The organism is Minwuia sp. IMCC3009 (assembly GCF_029909415.1).
GTDB lineage: Bacteria > Pseudomonadota > Alphaproteobacteria > Minwuiales > Minwuiaceae > Minwuia.
Genome location: NZ_CP123781.1, coordinates 1333130 through 1357193, shown reverse-complemented (window position 1 = coordinate 1357193; position 24064 = coordinate 1333130). Strand labels below are relative to the sequence as shown.

26 protein-coding genes are annotated in these 24064 nt (G+C 64.3%); 2 read left to right on the top strand and 24 right to left on the bottom strand.

Features of this window, described 5'->3' with window-relative positions; translation table 11 throughout:
• Positions 1-18: 18 nt before the first annotated feature.
• From truB to QGV55_RS06375, 19 genes are all read right to left on the bottom strand, one after another.
• The gene (gene truB, locus QGV55_RS06465; RefSeq protein WP_281017669.1) at positions 19-924 is read right to left on the bottom strand and encodes a tRNA pseudouridine(55) synthase TruB; all 906 of its coding nucleotides are present in this window, start codon (positions 922-924) and stop codon (positions 19-21) included.
• Positions 914-1357: a 30S ribosome-binding factor RbfA gene (gene rbfA / locus QGV55_RS06460; protein WP_281017670.1), complete on the bottom strand. Its 444-nt coding sequence runs from the start codon at positions 1355-1357 to the stop codon at positions 914-916. The genes truB and rbfA overlap by 11 nt, the downstream gene beginning before the upstream one ends.
• A gap of 78 nt (positions 1358-1435) precedes the next feature.
• Positions 1436-4075, bottom strand: a complete 2640-nt coding sequence (gene infB, locus QGV55_RS06455; RefSeq protein WP_281017671.1) for a translation initiation factor IF-2 — start codon at positions 4073-4075, stop codon at positions 1436-1438.
• Positions 4068-4736, bottom strand: coding sequence for an RNA-binding protein (locus QGV55_RS06450; RefSeq protein ID WP_281017672.1), 669 nt, complete (start codon positions 4734-4736; stop codon positions 4068-4070). Before QGV55_RS06450 ends, infB begins: the two co-directional genes overlap by 8 nt.
• The gene (gene nusA, locus QGV55_RS06445) at positions 4693-6273 is read right to left on the bottom strand and encodes a transcription termination factor NusA (RefSeq protein WP_281017673.1); all 1581 of its coding nucleotides are present in this window, start codon (positions 6271-6273) and stop codon (positions 4693-4695) included. The genes QGV55_RS06450 and nusA overlap by 44 nt, the downstream gene beginning before the upstream one ends.
• Before the next feature lie 3 nt (positions 6274-6276).
• Positions 6277-6825, bottom strand: coding sequence for a ribosome maturation factor RimP (rimP, locus tag QGV55_RS06440; RefSeq protein WP_281017674.1), 549 nt, complete (start codon positions 6823-6825; stop codon positions 6277-6279).
• A gap of 111 nt (positions 6826-6936) precedes the next feature.
• Positions 6937-7635, bottom strand: coding sequence for a tRNA (guanine(46)-N(7))-methyltransferase TrmB (locus tag QGV55_RS06435; protein ID WP_281017675.1), 699 nt, complete (start codon positions 7633-7635; stop codon positions 6937-6939).
• A gap of 27 nt (positions 7636-7662) precedes the next feature.
• Positions 7663-8832, bottom strand: coding sequence for a methionine adenosyltransferase (metK, locus tag QGV55_RS06430; protein WP_281017676.1), 1170 nt, complete (start codon positions 8830-8832; stop codon positions 7663-7665).
• 124 nt (positions 8833-8956) lie between these two features.
• Complete coding sequence (locus tag QGV55_RS06425; RefSeq protein WP_281017677.1) at positions 8957-9388, bottom strand: helix-turn-helix domain-containing protein; 432 nt, start codon at positions 9386-9388, stop codon at positions 8957-8959.
• Between the two features lie 246 nt (positions 9389-9634).
• Positions 9635-11200, bottom strand: a complete 1566-nt coding sequence (gene lnt / locus QGV55_RS06420; protein WP_281017678.1) for an apolipoprotein N-acyltransferase — start codon at positions 11198-11200, stop codon at positions 9635-9637.
• Positions 11197-12144, bottom strand: a complete 948-nt coding sequence (locus tag QGV55_RS06415; protein ID WP_281017679.1) for a hemolysin family protein — start codon at positions 12142-12144, stop codon at positions 11197-11199. Before QGV55_RS06415 ends, lnt begins: the two co-directional genes overlap by 4 nt.
• Positions 12145-12160: 16 nt before the next feature.
• Positions 12161-12667 (bottom strand): rRNA maturation RNase YbeY, encoded by a 507-nt coding sequence (gene ybeY / locus QGV55_RS06410; protein WP_281017680.1) that lies wholly within the window; start codon positions 12665-12667, stop codon positions 12161-12163.
• The gene (locus QGV55_RS06405; RefSeq protein WP_281017681.1) at positions 12664-13656 is read right to left on the bottom strand and encodes a PhoH family protein; all 993 of its coding nucleotides are present in this window, start codon (positions 13654-13656) and stop codon (positions 12664-12666) included. Before QGV55_RS06405 ends, ybeY begins: the two co-directional genes overlap by 4 nt.
• A 21-nt stretch (positions 13657-13677) precedes the next feature.
• The gene (gene miaB, locus QGV55_RS06400) at positions 13678-15042 is read right to left on the bottom strand and encodes a tRNA (N6-isopentenyl adenosine(37)-C2)-methylthiotransferase MiaB (RefSeq protein WP_281017682.1); all 1365 of its coding nucleotides are present in this window, start codon (positions 15040-15042) and stop codon (positions 13678-13680) included.
• A 95-nt stretch (positions 15043-15137) separates the two neighbouring features.
• On the bottom strand, positions 15138-15917 hold the full coding sequence (locus QGV55_RS06395; RefSeq protein WP_281017684.1) for a 1-acyl-sn-glycerol-3-phosphate acyltransferase: 780 nt from the start codon (positions 15915-15917) through the stop codon (positions 15138-15140).
• Entirely contained in the window at positions 15917-16345 is a 429-nt protein-coding gene (locus QGV55_RS06390) for a Fur family transcriptional regulator (protein ID WP_281017685.1), read from the bottom strand. Before QGV55_RS06390 ends, QGV55_RS06395 begins: the two co-directional genes overlap by 1 nt.
• Positions 16346-16383: 38 nt before the next feature.
• The gene (gene rimI, locus QGV55_RS06385) at positions 16384-16848 is read right to left on the bottom strand and encodes a ribosomal protein S18-alanine N-acetyltransferase (RefSeq protein WP_281017686.1); all 465 of its coding nucleotides are present in this window, start codon (positions 16846-16848) and stop codon (positions 16384-16386) included.
• Positions 16845-17510, bottom strand: a complete 666-nt coding sequence (gene tsaB, locus QGV55_RS06380; RefSeq protein ID WP_281017687.1) for a tRNA (adenosine(37)-N6)-threonylcarbamoyltransferase complex dimerization subunit type 1 TsaB — start codon at positions 17508-17510, stop codon at positions 16845-16847. The genes rimI and tsaB overlap by 4 nt, the downstream gene beginning before the upstream one ends.
• 25 nt (positions 17511-17535) lie before the next feature.
• The gene (locus QGV55_RS06375; protein ID WP_281017688.1) at positions 17536-18126 is read right to left on the bottom strand and encodes a malonic semialdehyde reductase; all 591 of its coding nucleotides are present in this window, start codon (positions 18124-18126) and stop codon (positions 17536-17538) included.
• Positions 18127-18286: 160 nt separating this feature from the next.
• Here QGV55_RS06375 and QGV55_RS06370 point away from each other — a divergent pair, with 160 nt between their 5' ends.
• Both QGV55_RS06370 and QGV55_RS06365 read left to right on the top strand, forming a co-directional pair.
• Positions 18287-19267: a polysaccharide deacetylase family protein gene (locus QGV55_RS06370; protein ID WP_281017689.1), complete on the top strand. Its 981-nt coding sequence runs from the start codon at positions 18287-18289 to the stop codon at positions 19265-19267.
• Between the two features lie 4 nt (positions 19268-19271).
• Positions 19272-20432 carry a benzoate/H(+) symporter BenE family transporter gene (locus tag QGV55_RS06365; protein WP_281017690.1) on the top strand — a complete coding sequence of 387 codons (1161 nt, stop codon included), beginning with the start codon at positions 19272-19274 and terminating at the stop codon, positions 20430-20432.
• A gap of 7 nt (positions 20433-20439) precedes the next feature.
• Here QGV55_RS06365 and QGV55_RS06360 read toward each other — a convergent pair whose 3' ends face one another.
• From QGV55_RS06360 to QGV55_RS06340, 5 genes are read right to left on the bottom strand one after another with little or no spacing between them, the layout of a single operon-like run.
• Entirely contained in the window at positions 20440-21444 is a 1005-nt protein-coding gene (locus QGV55_RS06360) for a Gfo/Idh/MocA family oxidoreductase (RefSeq protein ID WP_281017691.1), read from the bottom strand.
• 5 nt (positions 21445-21449) lie between these two features.
• On the bottom strand, positions 21450-22526 hold the full coding sequence (locus QGV55_RS06355) for an isocitrate/isopropylmalate dehydrogenase family protein (RefSeq protein ID WP_281017692.1): 1077 nt from the start codon (positions 22524-22526) through the stop codon (positions 21450-21452).
• A 4-nt stretch (positions 22527-22530) separates the two neighbouring features.
• Positions 22531-22797, bottom strand: coding sequence for a DUF6111 family protein (locus QGV55_RS06350; protein WP_281017693.1), 267 nt, complete (start codon positions 22795-22797; stop codon positions 22531-22533).
• A complete protein-coding gene (locus tag QGV55_RS06345; protein WP_281017694.1) occupies positions 22794-23408 on the bottom strand; it encodes a CoA pyrophosphatase in 615 nt (204 codons plus the stop codon). The genes QGV55_RS06350 and QGV55_RS06345 overlap by 4 nt, the downstream gene beginning before the upstream one ends.
• Complete coding sequence (locus tag QGV55_RS06340; protein ID WP_281017695.1) at positions 23405-24034, bottom strand: DUF1285 domain-containing protein; 630 nt, start codon at positions 24032-24034, stop codon at positions 23405-23407. The genes QGV55_RS06345 and QGV55_RS06340 overlap by 4 nt, the downstream gene beginning before the upstream one ends.
• Positions 24035-24064 lie beyond the last annotated feature (30 nt).

Genomic DNA, 24064 nt, shown 5'->3' with positions numbered 1-24064 from the left:
CGACCGGGGGAAACCCGGTCAGAGGTTGAAGACACGAACCGGCTCAACCCATTCGGCCCGATATCGAGCCAGCGCCACGGGCCGTTGATCATGCATGGCGCAAATGAGTTCATCATCGCGGTACGTGAAATTCAGCACCCTGACAGCCTGACCATGTCGTATCCGGTCAGCCTGCTCACCTGTCACGGCCAGTGCCGGGATGTCGTCCAGCGCGGTCTCGACAGGTCTCAGGGCCTCAAGGCCGCTGCGCTTATGGCACAGCCCCTCGAACGTTGCCAGTGAAATTGAGCCGGATTCAACAAAGCGTCCGACCGCCGTCCGGCGGATGGCGCTGGCGTGCGCAGGAATGCCAAGCAGGGAGCCGATGTCACGGGCGAGCGACCGGACATAGGTGCCCTTGCCGCAGACCAGTTCCAGCTCCGCGTGATCATCGTCAGGCATGCCCAGCAGGGTCAGGCTTTCCACCTGAACAGGCCTGGCCTTCATTTCCGGCGGCTGCCCGTCACGGGCCAGGTCATAGGCGCGCTGGCCATCGACCTTGATGGCGGAGAATGCGGGCGGCACCTGCAGGATATCACCGGTGAACCGGTCAAGCAGCGCCGCGATGTCAGCCGCTGCGGGGCGGGACGCACTTTCCGCCAGCACCTCCCCCTCCCCGTCATCCGTGGTCGTGGAGGTACCGAACCGGATCGTGAAACGATAGGTCTTGGTGGCATCGGTCAGGAAGTTGATGCACTTCGTCGCCTCGCCGAACGCGATCGGCAGGATGCCGCTGGCCAGCGGATCGAGCGTTCCGGCATGGCCCGCCTTCTGTGCATTCAGCAACCAGCGGCAGCGATTGACGGCGGTCGTGGAGGTCGGACCGACCGGCTTGTCGAGTACCAGCCAGCCGCTGACCGGGTCGCCGCGCCGCCTACGACCCATTGGCTGCGCCGTCCGGGCCGTCGCCGTTCCCCTGCGCCTTCCGGCGCCGCTCGTCGTCGGCCCGCGCCGCCCGCATCACGGCATCGATATGGCTGGCATTGTCGAACGACCGGTCACGGTGGAAGGCAATGCGCGGCGCGTACTTCATGTGCACCGACCGGGCAATGCGTCCCGACAGATAGGGCGCCGAGCGGTTGAGACCGGCAAGTACGGCCTCCACTTCAAGGCCGCCGAGCGGCTCCACATAGGCCGTCGCGTTGCGCATGTCGGGCGAAACCGTGACCTCGGTGACAGTGATCGACCGCCCGGACACATCCGGATCGCGAATCTCGTCCCGCTGAAGGATCTCGGACAATGCGTGGCGGATCAGTTCACCGACACGCAACTGACGCGTCCCCGGTGCTGCACCGGCGACATTCTTTCGCTTGGCCATCTGGTACCTGTCCAATCGCCGGAGGGTCCTGACCGAGGGGGCAGGAAGGCCCGAACAGACCTTCCCGCATCAACCGCGTCAGAGCGAGCGGGCGATTTCCTCGATATGATAGACCTCGATCTGGTCCTTCTGCTGGATGTCCTGATGGTTGGCAAAGGACATGCCGCATTCGGAACCCTGCCGGACTTCCGCCACATCTTCCTTGAAGTGCTTCAGCGTCGCGATCTTGCCTTCGTGCAGCACGATACCGTCGCGAAGCTGGCGATAGCCGGCCCCCTTGCGCACGACACCCTCGATCACCAGGCAACCGGCAATCTTGCCGACCTTGGTAATGTTGAAAACCTCGCGGACCTCCGCCGTACCCAGGGTGATCTCCCTGGCTTCCGGCGCAAGCTTGCCGCTCATCATCGCCTTCAGGTCATCTGTCAGCTCGTAGATGACATTGTAGTAGCGGATATCGACGCCATCACGTTCCGCTGCCTCACGTGCCTGCCTGTTGGGGCGGGCATTGAAGCCGAAGATCACTGCGCCCGCCGACTTCGCCAGCGTCACGTCGGTTTCCGTGATACCGCCGACACCTGCGTGCAGGATGCGCGCCTTCACCTCATCCGTGGAGAGCTTCTCGGCAGAGTTGATGATCGCTTCGACCGAACCATGCACGTCGCCCTTGATCAGGATCGGAACTTCCGCCGCCTGGCCTTCCTTGATGGCGGACAGCATCTGTTCCAGCGTCCCGCGACCGGCCTGGGTGGCAAGCTGCTCACGCGTCCTACGGGCACGGAACTCGGCCACTTCACGGGCACGACCCTCATCCTCGACAACGGTGAACTCGTCGCCGGCCTCCGGCGCGCCCTGGAAGCCCAGAACCTCGACCGGCTGCGCAGGCAGAGCCTCGTCGATGCGGTTGCCCTGATCATCGATCAGCGCACGCACGCGGCCCCAGGTGGCACCGCAGACGAAGATGTCGCCGGTCCGCAGTGTGCCGCCCTGCAACAGGACAGTGGCAACCGCGCCGCGTCCCTGCTCCAGCTGCGCCTCGACAACGGTACCGTTTGCCGCGCGGTTCGGATTGGCCTTCAGTTCCAGCAGTTCCGCCTGCAGCAGGATCGTATCGACCAGCTTGTCCAGGTTGGTGCCCTTCAGCGCGGAAATCTCCACCGCCAGGTCTTCACCACCCATCTCTTCCACGATGATGGAGTGCTGCAGCAGGTCCTGCTTCACCTTCTCCGGCGTCGCGTCGGGCTTGTCGATCTTGTTGATCGCAATGATGATCGGAACGTTCGCGGCCTTGGCGTGATTGATCGCCTCCACCGTCTGCGGCATCACCGAGTCATCGGCAGAAACCACCAGCACGACGATATCGGTCACCTTCGCGCCACGGGCACGCATGGAGGTAAAGGCGGCATGGCCCGGCGTATCCAGGAACGTCACCTTCTGACCACCATCCGTGGTGATCTGATAGGCACCGATGTGCTGGGTGATGCCACCGGCCTCGCCCCTGACAACGTCGGTCTTGCGCAAGGCGTCGAGCACGGAGGTCTTGCCGTGATCGACATGACCCATGACCGTGACCACGGCCGGGCGCGGCACCATCTCGGCATCGTCATCCTCAGGTGCCGCAATCGCGACTTCCACATCGGCGTCGGAGACGCGACGGATGCGATGGCCGAATTCCTCGACGATCAGCTCGGCGGTGTCGGCATCGATCGACTGGTTGATCGTCGCCATCACGCCCATGCTCATCAGCGACTTGATGACATCGCTGCCACGCACCGCCATGCGGTTGGCGAGCTCGGCCACGGTCAGAACCTCAGGCACGACAACATCGCGGACGACGCGGCCTGCGGCCTCGCCCCCCCCCTCTGCAGTGCGCTTCTCGCGCTCCCGACGGCGGCGGGTTGCGGCCAGAGACTTCTGGCGCTCTCCCGAGCCATCCAGCGCCTGGCTGATGGTCAGCTTGCCACTGCGGCGGCGATCACCACCCTTGCCGCGCGACGGACGCGCCGGTGCCGGGGCAGACGACTTGCCCTTGCGGGGCTTGCCACGGGAATCCGCCTCCTCGTCAGCCGGGGCACCACGGGGTGCAGCCCCCGGTGCGGCAGCTTCTTCCGGCGCCGCGGCTCGTTTCTCGGCCTCGACCTTCGCCTGCCTGGCGCGCTCTGCATCGGCCTCGGCCTTCGCCTTGGCCTCTTCTTCCGCCTTGCGGGCAGCATCGGCCTCGGCCTGCTTGCGGGCTTCTTCCTCCGCCGCGGCCTTGGCCTGCTCCTCGCGCTCCGTCCGCATCCGTGCTTCTTCGAGCGCGCGGCGCTTGGCCTCGATCTCTTCCTGGCGTGCACGCTCGGCCTCACGCGCCTTGGCATTCACCAGCGCCTGCTGCCGGGCAGTCTTTTCCTCGTCCGTCAGACGCGGAAGAACCATGCGACCGCGGGTCTGATCGACCGAGCGCTTCGGCTCCTCACGCTTCGGCTGCTCGCGCTTCGGCTGCTCAGCCTGGCTCTTCTTCAGGGTTTCCCGAACCACATCCGCCGCAGGTGCCGCCTCGCCGTCGCGCTTCGCGCCGCGCTTCCGCCGGACCTCGACCTGAACCGTCTTGTTACCGCGACCGCCGGACACACTCTGGCGCACACCACCAGCGCCACCGCCTGACTTCAGGCCGAGTCGCCCGCCTTGCGATACGCTCAGGGTTTTCTTGTCGCCCGTCTCTTTCGCTTCACTCATCGATCGCCTGTCTTTCGTCATGCATTTGCCGGGTGCCGTACTGCACACCGGACAGTCGTTCCACCTCCCGAAGGAGGCGAGCCGCGAGCCGCCCCGGAGCGATCGCAGCATGTACCATATTATCAAGGCCCAAGGCCAAACCCAATTCGTCCCGGTCGAAGCAATCGATCACAGGGGCCGAACGGGCCAGTCTTGTCGCCTTCTCCACCGCGCCTGGTCCCGCATCGGAAGAGACCACCATTGCCCCGACCGGATGCTTCATCGCATGCGCCGTGACCTTCTCCAGCCCAGTGACCACCTGCCCCGCACTGCGGGCCAAGCCAATCAGTTCAAGACACTTGCGCCGCAGCAGCCGAACCAGGACTTCCGGCAGGTCATCTGCCAGTCGGGTTTCCACCTTGAAAGCCCTGGAGAAAGGATTGCGCTTCTGCATCTGCGCCAGCACTTCCCGATCCGCAACCACCCAGGCTCCACGTCCGGGCAGCTTCTCGTCCAGGTCAGGCACCGCGTCCCCGTCGGGGCCGCGCACGAACCGGATCATGCTGGATGTATCGCGGCATTGCCTTGTGACAACACAGCGACGCTCCGACACCTGCCTTTCGCTTCCTTTCGGAGTCCTAGTCGTCTGATTCCTCCACGACCGAAGTCTCTTCCCCGGCATCACCGGCTGCTTCGCCAGTTTCCTCATCGTCAAACCAGTGCGCGCGGGCCGCCATGATGATGCGATTGGCATCGTCGAGTGACAGGTCGCTGTCGCGCAGCGGTGCATTGGTGTCGGAAACCAGCTCTTCCGAAGCCAGGTCGCCCAGATCGTCGAGTGTCTTGATCCCGGCCTCGCCGAGCTTCACCAGCATCGCCGGGGTCAGCCCCTCGATCGCGGCCACCGCATCCTCGACACCGATCTCCTTGCGCTTCTCGTCCAGCGCCTCTTCCATGCGGGCGAGATAATCATTTGCGCGACGGATCAGTTCTTCGGCGACATCCTCGTCAAAGCCGTCGATCTCCTCCAGTTCGTCAAGCGGGGCAAAGGCGATTTCCTCGACCGCATCGAAACCTTCCGAAACCAGCAACTGCGCGATCATCTCGTCGACGTCCAGCGCCTCGATGAACATGTTGCTGCGTTCCTGGAATTCCTGCTGACGGCGTTCCGATTCCTCCTGCTCGGTCAGGATATCGATATCCCAGCCCGAGAGCTGGGAGGCCAGCCGCACATTCTGCCCGCGCCGGCCGATCGCCAGGCTGAGCTGGTCGTCGGGGACAACCACTTCGATGCGGTTCTTGTCCTCGTCCAGCACGACCTTGATGACATCGGCAGGGGCAAGTGCACTGACGATGAAGGTCGCCGGATCGGGCGTGAAGGGAATGATGTCGATCTTCTCGCCTTGCAGTTCGTTCACGACCGCCTGGACGCGACTGCCGCGCATGCCGACACAGGCACCCACCGGATCGATCGACGAGTCGTTGGAGAGGACGGCGATCTTGGCCCGGCTGCCGGGATCCCGTGCAACGGCCCGGATCTCGATGATCCCGTCATAGACTTCCGGCACTTCCTGCGCGAACAGCATCGCCATGAAGCGCGGATGGGTGCGCGACAGGAAGATCTGCGGCCCCCGGGTCTCGCGACGCACGTCATAGATGTAGGCACGCACACGGTCGCCGGGGCGGAAGGTCTCGCGCGGCAGCAGCTCATCACGGCGGACAATCGCCTCCGCCCGACCGAGATCGACCATGACGTTGCCATGCTCCACCCGCTTGACCAGGCCGGAAATGATCTCGCCCGCACGGTCCTTGAATTCGTCGTACTGGCGGTCGCGTTCCGCGTCCCGCACCTTCTGGAAGATGATCTGTTTCGCGGCCTGCGCGGAGACGCGGCCAAAATCGATGGGCGGCAGCGGCTCCGAGATCAGGTCGCCGACGCGGGCATCCGGGTTCATTTCCTGGGCGCGGGAAAGCGGGATCTGCGTCGTCGCGTCCTCGACTTCCTCAACGGTCTCGCGCAGTCGCCAGATGCTGATCTCGCCCGTCTTGCGGTCGATCTCGGCCCGGATCATGTGCTCGGCACCATAGGTCGTCTTCGCCGTCCGCTGGATCGCCTCCTCCAGCGCCTCCAGCACGATCTCGTGATCGATGGACTTCTCCCGCGCGACTGCATCCGCAACCTGCAGAAGTTCGAGCCTGTTGGCTGTTGTCACCGCCATCTTCTACTCCGTTCCATTCGACTTCTTCCGGGCATTTTCCCGGGCCTTGCTTTCACGCAGGCTTGCTTCGATCAGCGCATCGGTCAGTACCAGCTTGGCTTCTCCGATGGCCTCGAAATCCAGTTCGACATCTGCCTCTTCCGCCGGGACCCCGGTCATGCGCAACTGCACATTGTCACCGTTCATGCCCAGAAGCTGCCCCCGGAACCGCTTCCGGCCATCCAGTGGCCGGGCCAGCTCCAGCTTTATCTCGTGACCGCTGTAGCGCTCGAAATCCTCTCGCCGTACCAGTGGCCGGTCGATGCCGGGCGAGGAAACCTCCAGCGCGTAGGCGCCATCAATCGGGTCCTCGACGTCCAGCAGCGCGGAAATCGCCCGGCTGACCGTCTCGCAATCATCAATCTCCATGGCGCCGTCAGACAGCCGCTCCGCCATGACCTGCAGGGTCGGACGCTTGCCACCTGTGTAACGCACACGCACCAGACGGTAGCCCATATCCAGCATGGATGGCTCGATCAGGGTCCAAATCCGATCACCCGGCCCGCCTGACATTGAACCTCCACTCGACACAAACAAAAAAGTGGGCCGCTGGCCCACCCTGACGTTCGCTCTGGTAAGCGATTACTGGTGTAGAGAGGCGTTATAGCCGCAAACGCCCGGATATCAACCTTCTTCTCCGCCCGGTGACCGTTCCCGTCGGCGAAACGTCAGGAAAAGCGGTTCGGAACCGGCAAGCAGCTTCGACTGGTAGCGCGTCGTTACATGATCGGCGGGCACCTCGCGCCAATCGGCAACGCGCTCCGCAGTCCACTCGAACGCCGGGTGGCGCAGGCAATGGGACAGTATCCAGCGCGCATAACCCATGTGATCCGTCGCGATCCGCAGGCTGGCCCCGTCCCGCATCACCCGCGCCAGACTGTCCAGTGTCGCTGTCGAGACCAGGCGCCGCTTGTGGTGGCGGGTCTTCGGCCAGGGGTCGGGGAACAGGATGAAGGCCCGGTCAAGAACCGCCTCCGGCATGCCGTCGAGCAACGGACGCACATCCTCCGCGTGCACGCTGACGTTCGTCAGCCCCTCCCCCTCGATACCGTCCAGCGCCTTGACGACACCTTCCAGAAAGGGTTCGCAGCCGATCAGATGCACATCCGGATTGGCCCGCGCCTGACCGAGAAGGTGTTCAGCCCCGCCAAACCCGATCTCCAGCCACACCGCACGCCCGTCAGCCCCCAGGCTGCCCGTCTCGACGCCCACCCGCGGCAGGACACTGTCGAGCAGATGCTGCTGGCGATCACTGCGCTTCTTGCCCTGTCGGCGGCCATAGAACCGGTAAGGTCGCGCCTCTGCTGTCCGCGCCTTGCCCATTCGCGACCGCCGTCCGGATTGCTGAACTCAGGAAAATGCGCCCTTCAGCGCATCGACGAGGTCCAGCCTTTCCCAGGAGAAACCGCCGTCGTCGGTGGCTGTGCGACCGAAATGGCCATAGGCCGACGTCCGCTCGTAGATCGGACGCAGCAGGTCGAGGTGCTGGCGAATCCCGCGAGGGCTGAGGTCCATGACCTCCCGCAGCACGTTCTCCAGCTTCGTTTCGTCAACCTGGCCCGTGCCCTGAAGGTCCACATAGACCGACAGCGGCTTGGAGACGCCGATGGCATAGGAAAGCTGGATGACGCATCGGTCGGCGAGACCGGCGCCGACCACGTTCTTCGCCAGATACCGCGCGGCATAGGCAGCGGAGCGATCGACCTTGGTCGGGTCCTTGCCGGAGAAGGCACCACCACCATGCGGCGCCGCACCACCATAGGTATCGACGATGATCTTGCGTCCGGTCAGACCGGCATCACCATCGGGGCCGCCGATCACGAACTTGCCGGTCGGATTGACGTAGAACTCGTCCTCCGGGCACATCCAGCCTTCCGGCAGGGCGGCGACGACGAAGGGGCGGACAAGTTCCCGCACTTCTTCCTGGCCCACACCGTCGATGTGCTGCGTGGAAACCACCACCGACGTGGCGCGGACCGGCTTGCCGTCACGATACTCCAGCGTCACCTGGCTCTTGGCATCGGGGCCGAACTCCGGACGGCTGCCATCGTGGCGCGCGGCAGCCATGTCCTGAAGGATGCGATGCGAGAGATGGATCGGTGCGGGCATCAGTTCTTCGGTCTCGCGCACCGCATAGCCGAACATGATCCCCTGGTCGCCGGCACCCAGATCCTTGTTGCCTGCTGCATCTACGCCCTGCGCGATGTCGCTCGACTGCTCATGCAGATGGATCTGGACCTGGGCATTCTTCCAGTGGAAGCCATCCTGCTCGTAGCCGATCGCCTTGACCGCATCGCGCGCGGTCTTCTCGATCAGCTCATTGGTGATGGAGGAAGGCCCACGGGTCTCGCCGGCAAGGACGATCAGATTCGTCGACGTCAGCGTTTCACAGGCGACACGCGCGTCCGGCTCGGCAGCCAGAAACAGGTCGACAACAGCATCCGAAATCCGGTCGCAGACCTTATCGGGGTGACCTTCCGAAACGGATTCGGAAGTGAAAAGAAAATTCTGCCGCGGCAAAGTCGCCCCTCCTGTCAGCTTTCAGTGCTCTGAAATTTCAAACGCGACGCTTTGTGACAAGCACGAATGATCCGGTCAAGTGCCACACTCGACCGGATTGTCGCTGCACCCAGAGGGTCGCATGTCAGTCCTTGGACACTTCCGTCTCGAACTGCGCGCCAATTGCCTTGACGAGTTCGAAGAGCCGCTTGCGCACGGCCGGGTCGGAAATCTTGTCGTATGCCCGCACGAATTCCAGGATCTCGCGGCGGAACAGACGCTCCGAGTCAAACGGCGCAGGCTCTGATTCGGCCAGTCCGGAAGGTGCGACACTGCTCCCCTTCCCCGTCGCAGGCGCACCATCGAAGAAGAAGGACGGCGGCACGTCCAGGATCTCGCTGAGTTCGAATACCCGGCTTGCGCCCACACGGTTCGCACCACGCTCGTATTTCTGCACCTGCTGGAAGGTAAGTCCCAGCGCATTGGCCAGCTTCTGCTGACTGAGGCCTTTCAGGGTCCGGCACAGCCTGATTCGTCCGCCAACGTAGACATCGACCGGATGTGGATGTTCAGCCAATATTGAGTCCTCGCACTACCTACAAAGTTGCCGCGCGGCCATTCCAGCCAGCATCGCCCTTACCCGTCCCCCGACGACTTCCCTATGAAGATTTCACGACAATTCGTCAAGCGAGAAACAGGAAACTAAACCCTTGGTTGCATCGAACACTTGTTGATCTCATGAGCTTGTCTACGGCATTAACTGACCAGACTTCAATTACATCCAAATTTATTCAATATTGCTGAAAAGAACATACATCAGAGTTCACGTTTCCCGCCGCATACCCGTGATCATGGTAATCAAAGACACAACAAGAAGCATGCAGATACCCAGAATAATCGGCCATCGCCCCACAGATGCATACAGGGTTTCTTGGGCATGCCCCGGTAAGGTGCCTGTCAGAACCCCTGATACCCCTAAATCAAGTCTGCTCTGCACTTGACCGTAAGCATCAACAATCGCTGAAATTCCCGTTCCGGCTGCCCTGACCAGAGGCAGCCCCTGCTCAACCGCACGGAATCGGGCCATGGCAAAATGCTGATCCGGCCCGGTAAGTGTCCCGAACCAGGCATCGTTGGTTAACGAGAGCAGCCAGCCGGGTCGCGAATCGCCGGTGGCGACCTCGTCCGCGAAGATCACCTCGTAACAGATCAGGACCCGCGCAGGCGGCAGTCCCGGCAGGTGCAGCAGTCCGTCATTGCCCCCTGCGCCGGGCGAGAAATCACCTCTCCCCTGCGCCAGTTTGTCCAACCCCACGCGCGACAGCAGATCCCGAAACGGCAGATACTCTCCGAACGGCACAAGGTGGCGCTTGTCGGCACTGTCGATGATCTGCGCCTCAGGGTTGATCGCGACGGCGGAATTGAAGAATCGTACCGTGTCCGCACCGACCTCGGCACGCGGAGCGCCGGTTATCACCAATCCGTTGATGCGATCGGCCACCTGGGCAATGCGTTGCCGCGCGGTCAGGTCCGCGTTGATCCGGAATGTCGCGGCCGTCTCGGGCCAGATCACCAGATCAGGCATCCGCTCCGCTGCGGAAGGCAGGCTCATGGCCAGGTTCCTGGCAAAATTGGTCTCGATCCGATCCGGCCGCCACTTGTCCCGCTGCGCGATATTGGCCTGCACGATGCGGATCGTCGGCGCATCGGCGGCCGCGTTGTCCGGGGTCGCATCCGAAAGCCGCCACGCCCCTGCTCCGATCAGGACCAGCGTGCCGAGCACGATCGCAACGGGTGCACGCCAGTGCCCCCGCCCCACGAGGGCCAGCGACGGCGCGCCCCCGGCCAGGACCGCCAGGAAGCTCAGCCCCACGGTGCCGATCCAGGCAGCGGGCTGCATCGCGGCATCGGCGAAACCGAAGCCATAGCCTGCCAGGTTCCAGGGAAACCCGGTCATGACCTCACCGCGCGCCACTTCGGCCAGTGTCCAGCTTGCCGCCAGAAGAAAGAGGCGGAATGTGCCCGGCCCGCTCAGACGCCAGGCAAGCCAGACGGCAATCGCCGGGAAGAGTGCCAGCAGGGCGGGCAGGCCCAGTACCGGAAACGGCACCATCCAGGCGAACTTGTCCGGCTCCACCAGAAAGGCGGAAGCGATCCAGTAGAGGCCGGCGATGAAATGCCCCCAGCCGAACCACCAGCCAAGGGCGAATGCGGCCCGCCCGCGATGCACACCGCGCAGCAGCAGCAACAGGCCGCCAAATCCGATCCAGAAGACAGGGAAAAGGTGGAACGGCGCGAAGCCGAGACTCATCAGGGCACCGAGCAGGAAGGCCAGCAACAGGCGTCGCCAGCCGGAAAGCGCGGCCATACGACCGGCCAGTTGCGTCACAGTCCGCCCTTCTCCGTCCGCTCCACGTCAGTGGCGGAAGGGGAAAAACGACGGACACGCAGCAACTTGATCCGCCGCGGGTCCGCATCGGCGATCTCGAACTCCAGCCCGCAGTCGTGACGCACCACCTCGCCGCGCTTCGGCACCCGCCCCAGGGTCACGAAGATGAAACCGCCCAGCGTGTCGATTTCCTCGTCATCCGCATCGGTCAGAAGGTCGCAATCCACGCGCGCCTCGAAGTCTTCCAGCTCGTAGCGGGAATCGACCTCGATGGTCCCGTCCTCATGCTCGATGAAGACCGGCTCCTCCTCCGTATCATGCTCGTCGCGAATGTCGCCGACCACTTCCTCGATCAGATCCTCGATCGTCACCAGCCCATCGACGCCGCCATATTCGTCGACGACGATGGCGAAATGGCGGCGCTGGGCGCGCATCTCCACCAACAGATCGGTCACCGGCTTGGAGGGCGGCACGACCAGCGGCTGACGCAGGATCGGCGCCAGATCGACATCGCCCTCCTGCCCCCAGAGCTGGACCAGGTCCTTGATGTGGAGAATGCCGACAATGTCGTCCAGGTTCTCCCGATAGATCGGCAGGCGGGAGTGCGGTGCGGCCAGGTAGCTCTCCACCACTTCCTGCAGGGGCAAACCCATTTCCAGTGCGACGATGTCGGCCCGCGGGACCATCACATCCTCGATACGCTTCTCGCCCAGGGAAATGATGTTGGAGAGCATGTGCCGCTCTTCCGGGCCAAGTTCGGCGTCGCCGATCTCGTGCTCTTCCAGCAATTCCTCCAGGCTTTCGCGCCAGCCGTTCTCTTCCGGCCTGCTGCCTGTCAGGTTGCGAACCAGGTCGCCCAGCCACGACCCCTTTCTGACGCCTTGTTCGGTCTCGTCATCGGCCCCGCCGTTGCGGGGCTGCATACTGGAAGATGAATCGCTCATCAGCGTGTCAGTCCTGTCATGTCCTGTAGGGGTCGGCGATACCGAGGCTGGCAAGAACATCCCGTTCCATGGTTTCCATTTCCTCGGCCTCGCTGTCCAGTTCGTGATCGTAACCCAGCAGATGCAGGGTACCGTGCACGACCATGTGTGTCAGATGTGCGGCCAGCGTCTTTTCTTCCTCGACCGCTTCCCGCACCACGGTCTCCAGCGCCACCGCGATATCGCCCAGCGGAAGTCGCTCACCCGGTGGCAGAATGCCGCCATCTTCCTCCACGGGGAAGGAAAGCACGTTTGTCGGGGCGTCCTTGCCCCTGTAGTCGCGGTTCAGAACCTGTATGGACGCATCATCCATCAGGGCGACCGAGATGTCGCCGAAGGATGCTGCATCCGCAAATCCCGACAGGACGGCCCGGGCGGCGCGCTGAACCACGGCGTCAGCGTCATCGGGCCAGCCCTCCGCCGCATGCACGACCTCGACCCGGGGCAGGTCGGAAACAGACGAAACCGGGGCGGCGGCGCTCACGACTCCTTCTCCGGTCCCTCGAACAGTTCGGCCTGCTCATGACTGGCATAGGCGCGCACGATGCGGGTCACCATCGGATGGCGGACGACGTCGCGCGCATCGAAGGAGGTGAAGGCGATGCCTTCCACACCCTCCAGCACCTCCAGCGCCTCGCGCAGTCCGGAGCGGGTGCCGCGCGGCAGATCGATCTGCGAGAGATCGCCGGTGATCGCCATGCGGGAGTTCTCGCCCAGACGGGTCAGCAGCATCTTCATCTGCACAGTGGTCGTGTTCTGCGCCTCATCCAGGATGACATAGGCGTTTGCGAGCGTGCGCCCACGCATGAAGGCAAGCGGTGCGACCTCGATCTCGCCGGTCTCCAGCTTCTTCGCCACCTGTTCGGCGGGCAGCATGTCATAGAGGGCGTCATAGAGCGGACGCAGATAGGGATCGACCTTGTCGCGCATGTCGCCCGGCAGGAACCCCAGCCGCTCGCCCGCCTCGACGGCCGGTCGCGAGAGCACGATGCGGTCCACCTGATGGGTCAGCATCATGCTGACCGCCGCCGCCACCGCGAGATAGGTCTTGCCGGTACCGGCGGGGCCGATGCCGAACACCAGTTCCTTCTCCATCAGATTGCGGGCGTAGTGGATCTGGTTGGGGGAGCGTGGCTTGATCGCGCGTTTGCGCGTCTGGATCAGGACACCGTTGGCCACGCCGCTGTCATGCCCCAGGCGGATGGCGTCATCCACCTCACGCTGGCCGACGGGATCCCCCTGCTCCACCCGCTGATACAGGGCGCGCAGAATGCCGCGCGCGCGCTCGCAGGAAGCGGTGTCGCCGCCGATGACCATGCGGTTGCCGCGCGATGTCAGGGAAACGCCCAGTTCCTGTTCGATCCGGGCAAGATTGCTGTCATGATCGCCGAACAGGGCACCAAGCAGGCGATTGTCCTCGAAATCGACCGTCAGGCCGCCCTGGGACGTGCGCACATTGTCAGGTGTGGTCAAAGCCTTGGTCAGCCCTTCTCTTCAGGCAGCATCTACGACATCCGGGTTCCGGGCGAGACGACCGGAGAGACTGTTGGCTCGCCCTTCGATGATCGTGACGTCTGCAATCCGGTTGCGCAAGCTCGCGGGCGCATCCAGATGCACTGCCTGCATATAGGGGCTGCGCCCGACCAGCTGCCCGGCATGCCGTCCGTCGCGCTCCAGCAGTACCGGCATCGTACGGCCAGCCATGTCGGCGTTGAACGCCGCCTGCTGTTCATTGATCAGGGCCTGCAGTGACTGCAACCGCTCGTCCTTCACTGATTCCGCAACCTGCACGCTCTCCGCCGCCGCCGGGGTTCCGGGGCGCGGGCTGTACTTGAAAGAATAGGCCTGCGCGTATTTCACCTGCGTGACGAGGTTCAGCGTATCGGCGAAATCCCGGTCGGTCTCACCCGGAAAGCCGACGATGAAATCGGAGGACAGGGCCAGATCGGGCCGTGCATCACGCAGCTTGTCGACGATGCGGAAATAGGTGTCGCGGTCGTGGCGACGGTTCATCGCCCGCAGGATCCGGTCCGAACCGGCCTGCACCGGCAGATGCAGATAGGGCATCAGGGCCGGGACCTCGGCGTGGGCGCTGATCAGGTCGGCCGTCATCTCCAGCGGGTGCGAAGTGGTGTAGCGGATGCGCTGCAGGCCATCGATCTCCGCCAGTTCCCGCACCAGCCGCCCCAGCGCCCAGTCGGCCCCGCCATCGGGGCCGGCACCATGCCAGGCGTTGACGTTCTGGCCGAGCAGCGTGATCTCCACGGCACCGGAAGCCACCAGCCGACGCGCCTCCACCATGATCTCGGGCGCGGAGCGGGAATATTCGGCACCGCGGGTATAGGGCACGACGCAGAAGGCGCAAAACTTGTCGCAGCCTTCCTGGATGGTCAGGAACGCAGTCGGTCCGGACCGGCCCGGTGTCTCCGCCAGGCGATCGAACTTGTCCTCGACCTCGAAATCCGTTTCCAGCACGGGCTGGCCGTTCGCCCGCGCGGCGCGTGCCACCATCTCCGGCAGGTTCTGATAGCTCTGCGGCCCGAAGACGATATCGACGAAGGGCGCGCGGCGCACGATCTCGTCGCCTTCGGCCTGCGCCACACAGCCGGCGACGCCGATCACCATGTCGGCCCCTGCGGCGCGGCGCCGATCCTTCAGCTTGCGGATACGGCCGAGTTCGGAAAAGACCTTCTCCGCCGCCTTTTCCCTGATGTGGCAGGTATTCAGGATGACCATGTCGGCATCATCGGGACTGCCGGTCTCCGCATATCCCAACGGCGCCAGGATATCCGCCATACGCTCGGAGTCGTAGACGTTCATCTGGCAGCCATAGGTCTTGATGAAGAGTTTCTGGGTCACGCCTGCTGTGTCACGCTGAACTGGCGGGCGGAACACCGGCTCCCGGTATCCGTGCCACCTGATTTCCGGGACATGTATCAGGCATTGGGGTCAAGTCAAGCTGCGGACGCGCTCAACGCCTCCGAGTTGCCCGCCACAACCTTCTCGTGGCAATAGCTCGCCAGTTTCTTGCGGTTGCCGATCGCTTCCAGGGTCACGGGCTCGTGGAACTTCAGGCGGACCTCATAGGGGCCACCATAGAGATAGTTCTTCAGGTGCGGCGCCAGGTCCATGTCGCCGTACCAGGCCACCTGCGGCATCGACCGGCGGGTGACCGGAAATCCGTCGACCTGGGTATAGGTCAGGGAGATCGGCTGCACCTTCACCGGCTGACCGTCCACCTTCAGGTCGGCCAGCGAGAAGAACGCGGAACGGAACTCCTGGATACGCAGGCCGTCGCCCGACGTGCCCTCCGGGAACAGGATCAGACTGTCACCACGGGACAGCCGGGCCTCCATCGCCTTGCGTTCCCTGTCAGCGGTCTTGCGGTCGCGGCTGACGTAGACCGTGCGCTGCAGATTGGCGAGCCACTTGATCACCGGCCAGGTCCCGACCTCGCTCTTGGCGACAAAACTGGCCGGCAGGGTCGCACCCATGACGACGATATCGACCCAGGAGACATGGTTGCTGACATACAGCACCCCCTCGCCGCGCACCGGCGTTCCCTCGATGTGGATCTTCAGCCGAAGAAGGCGGAAGGCCACCTGATGCCAGAGCTGCGGGATGTAGCGGGAAATCCGCCAACCGAAGAGGATGCCCAGCAGGTGCGGCGGCATGATGACCAGGGTGAAGAGGATCAGGAACAGGATGATCGCCGTGATATAGGCGGTCCGCATCAGTCGTTGGATCCCTGCTTGCGGCCGATGCGGGTGCCGAACAGTTCGAGCCGGTGGTCAACCAGTTCGTAGCCCAGTTCCCGTGCAACGATGCGCTGCAGTTCCTCGATCTTCTCGTTGGTGAACTCGATCACTTCCCCCGAGTTCACGTCGATCAGATGGTCATGGTGTTCGTCGTTGGCTTCCTCGTAGCGGGCACGGCCGTCACCGAAGTCGTGCCGTTCCAGGATGCCTGCCTCCTCGAACATGCGGACCGTGCGATAGACCGTCGCGATGGAGATCCGGGAATCGATGGCGCTGGACCGCTCGTAGAGCTGCTCCACGTCCGGATGGTCCTCGGCGGTCGACAGCACATGCGCGATCACGCGGCGCTGGTCCGTCATCCGCATACCGTGTTCGATGCACTTCTGCGCCAGTGTGGATTCCATGGCCCCCGCCTGTTGTTCTATTGGGGAATGTATAGTGCTCAGTCCGGTTCGCGGCAAGAAAGGGCTGGCATCAACCGCATGACAAGCGCGTCCGTCGTGTTGCCGGAATCATCGGTGTAATAGGCGCGCCGGACTCCCACCCTTTCAAAGCCCGCATGCGTGTAGAGCGCTATGGCAGCCTGATTGTCCGTCGCTACCTCAAGAAAAACCTGCGAAAGTCCCTGCAAGCACTTGATGCCATTGGCAAGAAGCATTCGGGCAATCCCCTGACGGCGCGCGGACGGTTCGACGGCGATCATGATCACTTCCGCCTCGTCGACGACCTGACGCAGCAGGATGAAGCCAACAGGTTCCCGTGTCCGGGCGACCAGCGCACAGGCCCCCGGCATGCCGAGAAGTTCGGTGAAGGCCCGGGTATCCCAGGGCTGCGAAACACTGCGCGCATGCAGCTCGGCCAGCAGCCCTGCCGCCGCGACACCCACGGTTTCCGTGACCGGCTTCATCGCCGCGTCGGCAGCTTCGCATCCGGCGCGCGAAGGTAGAGCGGACCAGGCGACGGAACAGGATATGCTGGCAGCGGCCGCGCCGCCGCCAAGCGGAGAAGATGCCGCGCGTCCGGCTCCACCCCGTCGAGCACCACGGTTTCCCCGCCAAGATGCGCCGCGACAAGGGCCGCGCCATTGCCGATCAGAACGGTCCCCGGCACCGCCATCTGCGCCGCGTCTCCGGCAGCGATGGCCATGGGTGCCGACCAGCATTCCGCGAAGGGCGGTGCCGCGCGACGAAACATCTGCGCATAGACCTGATCGCGGCGGGCATCCAGCGCCGCCAGTACCGGGCGGTCCGGAAACCGCGAGGCCGCTTCGGCCGCCAGGACCTCCAGCGCACTCATACCGAACAGGGGAACGTTCAGGGCCACGCGCATCGCCCGCGCCGCAGCAAGGCCGATACGCAGGCCGGTGAAGGTCCCCGGCCCGACGGTCACGGCCAGGCCTGTCAGATCATCAGGCCTGCATCCCGTGGCGCGAAAACCGCGCGCGATCATCGGCATCAGGTTCTCGGCCTGCCCGCGCGACCGCATCTGGTGCGCGGCATAAGACACGCCACGGCCATCGCCCAGCGCAATGGACAGGGCGCGGGAGGCTGTATCGATGGCGAGGATCACGGTCGGTGCATCAAGCTTGGGGGCCTCAAAGGATCTCGCAGGCTTCCTCGAACTCCAGACGCGGGCTGCGCGGGAACAGCCCTTCGGGATCGCCGTAGCCGAGATTGCAGAGGAAATTCGACTTCACCTGCCCTTCGGGGAAGAATTCCTGGTCCAGAATCGCGTTGTCGAACCCGCTCATCGGGCCGCAATCCAGTCCGACCGCGCGGGCGGCGATCATCATGTAGGCCCCCTGCAGCGATCCGTTCCGGAATGCCGTCACCTGCGCCACCTCCGGTACCTTGAACCAGTTCTTCGCATCCGGTTCGTGCGGAAACAGCTTCGGCATCAGCTCGTAGAACTTCAGGTCATGGGCAACGATCACGGTCACGGGGGCCGCGAGCGTCTTGGCCATGTTGCCCTCCGAAAGGGCAGGCTTCAGCCGCAGCTTCGCCTCTTCCGAGGTCAGGAACAGCAGCCGCGCGGGGGAGCCATTGGCACTGGTCGGTCCATTGCGCATCAGGTCGTAGAGCGCGCGCAGCGTGACCTCGCTGACCGGCCTGTCGGTCCAGGCATTGTGCGTTCTGGCGTTGCGGAAGATCAGATCCATTCCGGCATCGTTCAGCATCTGCGACATGACAGTATCCTTCCCTGCAGGCGTTCCCCGGCGCTGGTGTGACTGGTAATAGTCCCGGCGTGTCTCAGCGCCACCGCCGCCCCTGCATATACAGCAAAGAAGGGTTACGAACATGCCAACGACGATGTTCCTTCGTCATTGCTGGGCTGCATTGCTGGTCTTGCTGGTCACAGCCCCGGCTGTGGCTGCGGATCACACGGTCGTGCTGATGTACCACCGCTTCGGCGAAGACGATGTGCCCCTGACCAATATCCGGCTGGAACAGTTCGAGGCGCATCTGGAGCATCTGGAGGCGGAAGGCTACAGTGTGCTGCCGCTGGCAACGGTGCTGGATGCGCTGGCAGACGGGGAGCCACTGCCGGAGAAGGCCGTCGCGATCACCGCCGATGATGCCTACCTGTCCGTCATGACCGAAGCCTGGCCCCGCCTGAAGGCACGCGGCTGGCCCATGACCCTGTTCGTCGCCACCGATCCCGTCGATCAGGGACTGCGCCGCTATCTGTCCTGGGACCAGATCCGGCAGCTCCGCGATGAGGGCATGGAGATTGGTGGCCATTCAGCCAGTCATGGTCACATCACCTTCATGGACCCAGCCGCCGCGCGTGCGGATGTCGCGCGGGGCATGGAACGGCTGCAGACCGAACTTGGCCAGTCGCCGGACGTCTTCGCCTATCCGTTCGGGGAATACAGCCTGCGCTTGCGGAAGGTCATCTCCGACATGGGTTTCAGGGCGGCGTTCGGGCAGCATTCCGGGGCTGTCGGGCGCCGACGCGACCGCTTCGACCTGCCGCGCTTCGCCATGAATGAACGCTACGGCGAGATATCACGGTTCCGCACCGCGGTCGGCACACGCCCCCTGCCCGTCCACGACGCCACACCGGCGGAGACGCAGCTTGAGGCCGGTTCCCGACCGACATTCGCATTCAGGCTGGACGACGGTCTCCGTCCGGGTGCCGTGACCTGCTACCACTCGACCGGTTCCGGTGCCGTGGACCTGGACATCGAAGGGGACCGAGTCGCTTTCCAGGCTCCGGCGCCCTTGCAGCCGGGCCGGTCACGTTTCAACTGCACACTGCCCGATGGCGCGGGGGGCTGGTACTGGTTCGGACGGCAGTTCGTGGCCCTCGGCGGAAAGGACTGAGCGGATGTTTCGTGGATTCAGTCTGCAGGCGGCCAGCGCCGGAATGCTGTCGGCCTTCGTTGGCTGCGCCAGTTCGTTTGCCGTGGTGCTGGCAGGCCTCAGCGGCATCGGCGCAAGCCCGACGCAGGCGGCCTCCGGCCTGATGGCGCTGTCGTTCGCGATGGGTGTTTCGGCCATCATGCTCAGCCTGCGCTACCGCATGCCGATCAGCATCGCCTGGTCGACGCCCGGTGCCGCCCTGCTCGCCACCTCCGCCGCGGTGGAGGGTGGTTTCGCCACCGCTGTCGCCGCCTTCATCATCTCCGCGCTGATGATCATTCTGGCCGGACTCTGGCGACCGCTCGGCAATGCGGTCGCGCGGATCCCCGCGCCCCTGGCCAACGCGATGCTCGCCGGTGTCCTGCTGGGCCTCTGCCTCGCCCCGGTCAGGGCGGTGGCAGAGGAACCGGTCAGCGGCCTGGCGATCTTTCTCGTCTGGGCGCTGGTGGCCCGGTTCCGGCCCCTGCTTGCGGTTCCCGCAGCAGTGGCGGTCGCGCTCGGCCTGCTGATTCTGGTGATCGAGCTGCCACCGATCCCGATGTCGGCCATCGTCCCCGAACCGATCTTCGTCATGCCGGATTTCTCGCTCGCGGCGCTGGGTCTGGCGGTACCTCTGTTCATCGTGACCATGGCCTCGCAGAACATCCCCGGAATCGCGGTGCTGAACGTCAATGACTATCGCCCCGCGCCCGGTCCCCTGTTCACGGCCACCGGCATCTTCAGCCTGATCGGGGCACCATTCGGTGGCCATGCGGTCAATCTGGCGGCCATCACCGCCGCCCTCTGTGCCGGCAAGGATGCGCATCCCGATCCGGCGCGGCGCTACTGGGCGGCCATCGTGGCCGGTGTGTTCTACATCCTGTTCGGTCTGTTCGCCGGTGGAGCGACGGCGCTGGTCAATGCGGCACCGCCCGTCCTGATCGAGGCCGTGGCCGGGCTGGCACTGCTGGGCGCGTTCGGCGGCGCGGTGATGGGCGCGGTGAAGGAGGAACGGGACCGTCAGGCCGCGATCGTGACCTTCATCGTCACCGCATCGGGCCTGACCTTCGCAGGCGTCAGCGGGGCCTTCTGGGGGCTGCTCGCCGGCGGGGGAATCTACTGGCTGTCACGGGTCCGGCGCACCTGACGCAGGATCAGATCTGCACCCACTCACCTTCGGCTGCAGATTCGTAGATTGCTTCGACAATTCGGACGTTTCGGAGATATTTATCAACCGATGTCTCAGCCTTGGCACCATCCAGGAAATGGGCCACGGCATGTTGCTGGAAGGCATGAACACAGTCCCCGCCGAAGTCCCGGTCCGACCATTCGTAGGCGTGCGGTCGTTCCGGCTGTCCATGGGGCTTCAGGTGCAGGCCGCCGTTACCATCCAGTCGCAGGCTCGCTTCGGCACAGTCGAGCAGCATCTCCCCCATGGTGAGGCGTGGGTTCCGCGCCTCCATCTCTGCCAGCCGGTTGCCGTCGAAGATGCCGCTTGCGCCGTCTCGGAAGCGGAACAGGACGATCCCCGCATCCTCCCCCGCAATGACAGGATTGAGCCTGCGCAGATCAGCCATGACCGATCCGACCTCGCCCATCAGATAGCGGAAGGTGTCGATGAAATGCACCGCGGTCTCGTGGATCAGGAACCGGGGCATCTGCTGGAAATAGGGCTGGCGCGCCAGATAGGCCTCAGGGCCGCGCCCGTCACCTGGCCGCAGCCGGAACTGGATGCCCTGCGGCTGTCCCAGCAGGCCGGCGTCCAGCAGTTGCCGCGCCTCCCGGTACCAGGGCTGAAACCGGAAATTCTCATGCACCAGCATCGCGACACCGGCCCGACGGGCGACACGGGCAATCTCCTGCGCCGCCATCAGGTCGTCGGCCAGCGGCTTCTGCACGATCATCGGCAGGCCTGCTGCAGCCACCGCCTCCACCACTGCCAGACGGGCAGCGGGGGGTGTGATGACATCCACCAGATCAATCCCGGTGGCAGCCAGCATGTCCGAAACGGAGGCAAAGGCGCGATCCGGCGCAACCGCCTCGGCTTTCGCCAAATCGGTATCGCAGACTCCTACCAGATCAACGCGATCAATACGTTGCCATGAATTGTAGTGAAACTGGCTGAAGTACCCGGCGCCGACCCCGGCAACCCGCAACACCTGAGTCACCTGTCGCCGAGCCGTGCGATCACGGCCCTTGCCACATCCCCGGTCCGCACCTTGCCCCCCAGATCGACCGTGGTGGCGTCACCGGCAGCAAGGGCCTTGCGCACCGCCTGTTCGATATCCGCCGCACCGGCCAGCAGGCGCGGATCGTCCCGGCGCCGTCCCAGCCAGTCGAGCATCAGCGAAACGGACAGGATCGTCGCCAGCGGATTGGCGATCCCCTTGCCCATGATGTCGGGCGCAGTGCCGTGGCTCGGCTGGAAGATCGCCACCTTGTCCCCGATGTCGCCCGATGGCGCGAGACCGAGGCCGCCGACAAGTCCCGCCGCCAGGTCCGAAAGGATGTCGCCGAACATGTTTTCGGTCACCATGACGTCGAAGTCCCAGGGGCGCTGAACCATCAGCATCGCCGTCGCATCGACATAGAGGCGGCTGGTCGTGACATCGGGATATTCGGCCGCGACCTCGTCGAAGACTTCCCGGAAGAAAGCCATCGACCCCAGCACGTTGGCCTTGTCGATCAGGGTAAGGTGACTGCGGCGCTGGCGGGCGAGCTGGAAGGAGAAGTGAAACAGCTTCTCCGACACCGTCCGCGTGATCCGCATGGTATCCGTGGCATGGTCGGCGTCCCCGTTACGCTTGCCCCGTTCGACGAACAGTCCTTCCGTCGATTCCCGCACCAGCACGAAATCGATGTCCGCCCCGCGCGGGTCCTTCAGCGGCACCGCCTCCGGCAACCAGGCGCGGATGGGCCGCACGCCGCCGTAGAGGCCGAAAATCTCCCGCAGGTCGATCTGCGGCACGATCTCGGTGCCGTCGGCATAGCGCACGTCGGGCAGTCCCATGGCGGCCAGCAGCGTGGCGTCGGCGCTCTCCACCGCACGGATGGTCTCCTCCGGCAGGGCCGAGCCGTGATCGCGGTAGTGGCCGGCCCCGGCACCATGTTCCCGGGCGTCCACGCCGAAGCCATGGCGTCCCGCCACCGCGTGCAGCACATCCAGCGCAGGCGCCGTGACTTCGGGTCCGATGCCATCGCCCGGCAGGACCGCGATGGAGATCGTGTCGTTTGCCGCCATGGGTCTATTCCTTCGGGATATTCTGGGCAGGAACGATCTTTCCGTCCTCGTACCTTGGCGGAACGTAGGTGGAATCGGTGCCCTCCCCCTCCGTCGCCCGCAGGACGAGGAAGGAGGCCGCGACCAGTACGAGACCGCAGATGGCCAGGACTGCCACGGGATAGGTCGGCTTGCCCTTGTCGTGCCGGCGTTTCAGCAGACGCCAGTAGAGCCAGTAGAGAACAAAGGGCACGAGAAACAGCAGTACCCGCAGCAGGATGATCTTGGTCATGCGTCCTCCGGTTTCGGGTCGGAAAGCCGGGCATGCAGATTCATCAGCATCCCCGCCGTCGCGCCCCAGATGTAATATTCGCCGAACGGCATCGCCCACCAGCGGCGCGGCGTGCCGTTGAACCACCCGGAGTGCCGCTGGTGGTTGCGGCTGTCGAGCAGGAAGGCTAGCGGCGTCTCAAAGACCTCCGCCACCTCGTAGGGGTCCGGACTGGGGGCAAAGCCGGGCCTGACGATGCCGACAACGGGTGTAACGGCATAGTTGGTGACGGTGCGATAGGTATCCAGCCGCCCGACGATGTCGATGATCTCCCGATCGATCCCGACCTCCTCCTCCGTCTCCCGCAGTGCGGTGACCTCGGGCGAAGGATCTTCCGGCTCGGCGCGGCCACCGGGGAAGCTGATCTGCCCGGCATGGGACGACAGATGTGCCGTCCGTCGGGTCAGCAGAACGGTTGGTCCTTCCGGACGGTCGATGATCGGCACCAGCACCGCGGCAGGCTTCAGCGGCTTCTCGTCCGGGCGCGCGTCCGGCGTCAGATCATAATCGGAATGTCCCCATTCGGACCGGACAGGCTGCATCAGTCGCGCGCGAATATCGTCAGGCCTCATTTGCCCTTGTCCCCTTCCGGCTGCCCGAGGTGTGGCGTGCCGTCCAGGCGACCGATGATGTGAAAGACCCCTTCACTCATCACGCCCTGCACCGTCACGCCCTCCACTTCCCGCTCCTCGGCAATATCGACCAGATCATAGAAGACCGACCGCAGGATGATCGCCTGCAGATTGCCCCGCACCGGCACCAGGGGGGTCGGCTCCCCGCTCTCCGGATCGACCTCCACCCGCAGGCGATGCGCGGCGTCCAGCACCACCATGTCGTCGGTGAGCGTGCGGAAAGCAATCTTCTGGCCCTCACCCGAGCCTTCCCGGAACATCTCGACGATGTGCAGCGGGGCCACGTCGACGGTGATTCGCTGCTTTTCCGCCGGTGTGACCAGGTAATGGTGTCCGTCTTCGTCACGCCGCAGGACGGTGGAGAACAGGCGCACCATGGCTGCGCGCTGAATCGGGGACCCCTGATAGAGCCAGGTCCCGTCAGCCGTGATGCGCATGTCGATGACGCCCTCATGTTCCGGGTGCCACTGGTCCACGGGCGGATAGCCGCGCCCCGCAGACGCTGACATGCGCTCCGCCAGATCGGCGATATCCAGATGGGGTTTGTCGTTACCACGTTCGGCCAAGTGCGAACTCCTCTCCCTGTTCGGCATGGA

Bases quoted from the DNA above. Each gene is read 5' to 3' on its own strand.
- truB (WP_281017669.1), bottom strand. From the start codon at position 924: ATGGGTCGTAGGCGGCGCGGCGACCCGGTCAGCGGCTGGCTGGTACTC.
- rbfA (WP_281017670.1), bottom strand. From the start codon at position 1,357: ATGGCCAAGCGAAAGAATGTCGCCGGTGCAGCACCGGGGACGCGTCAG.
- infB (WP_281017671.1), bottom strand. From the start codon at position 4,075: ATGAGTGAAGCGAAAGAGACGGGCGACAAGAAAACCCTGAGCGTATCG.
- QGV55_RS06450 (WP_281017672.1), bottom strand. From the start codon at position 4,736: ATGCCGGGGAAGAGACTTCGGTCGTGGAGGAATCAGACGACTAGGACT.
- nusA (WP_281017673.1), bottom strand. From the start codon at position 6,273: ATGGCGGTGACAACAGCCAACAGGCTCGAACTTCTGCAGGTTGCGGAT.
- rimP (WP_281017674.1), bottom strand. From the start codon at position 6,825: ATGTCAGGCGGGCCGGGTGATCGGATTTGGACCCTGATCGAGCCATCC.
- QGV55_RS06435 (WP_281017675.1), bottom strand. From the start codon at position 7,635: ATGGGCAAGGCGCGGACAGCAGAGGCGCGACCTTACCGGTTCTATGGC.
- QGV55_RS06415 (WP_281017679.1), bottom strand. From the start codon at position 12,144: ATGAGCGATTCATCTTCCAGTATGCAGCCCCGCAACGGCGGGGCCGAT.
- QGV55_RS06395 (WP_281017684.1), bottom strand. From the start codon at position 15,917: ATGCGGACCGCCTATATCACGGCGATCATCCTGTTCCTGATCCTCTTC.
- QGV55_RS06390 (WP_281017685.1), bottom strand. From the start codon at position 16,345: ATGGAATCCACACTGGCGCAGAAGTGCATCGAACACGGTATGCGGATG.
- rimI (WP_281017686.1), bottom strand. From the start codon at position 16,848: ATGAAGCCGGTCACGGAAACCGTGGGTGTCGCGGCGGCAGGGCTGCTG.
- QGV55_RS06375 (WP_281017688.1), bottom strand. From the start codon at position 18,126: ATGTCGCAGATGCTGAACGATGCCGGAATGGATCTGATCTTCCGCAAC.
- QGV55_RS06365 (WP_281017690.1), top strand. From the start codon at position 19,272: ATGTTTCGTGGATTCAGTCTGCAGGCGGCCAGCGCCGGAATGCTGTCG.
- QGV55_RS06355 (WP_281017692.1), bottom strand. From the start codon at position 22,526: ATGGCGGCAAACGACACGATCTCCATCGCGGTCCTGCCGGGCGATGGC.
- QGV55_RS06350 (WP_281017693.1), bottom strand. From the start codon at position 22,797: ATGACCAAGATCATCCTGCTGCGGGTACTGCTGTTTCTCGTGCCCTTT.
- QGV55_RS06345 (WP_281017694.1), bottom strand. From the start codon at position 23,408: ATGAGGCCTGACGATATTCGCGCGCGACTGATGCAGCCTGTCCGGTCC.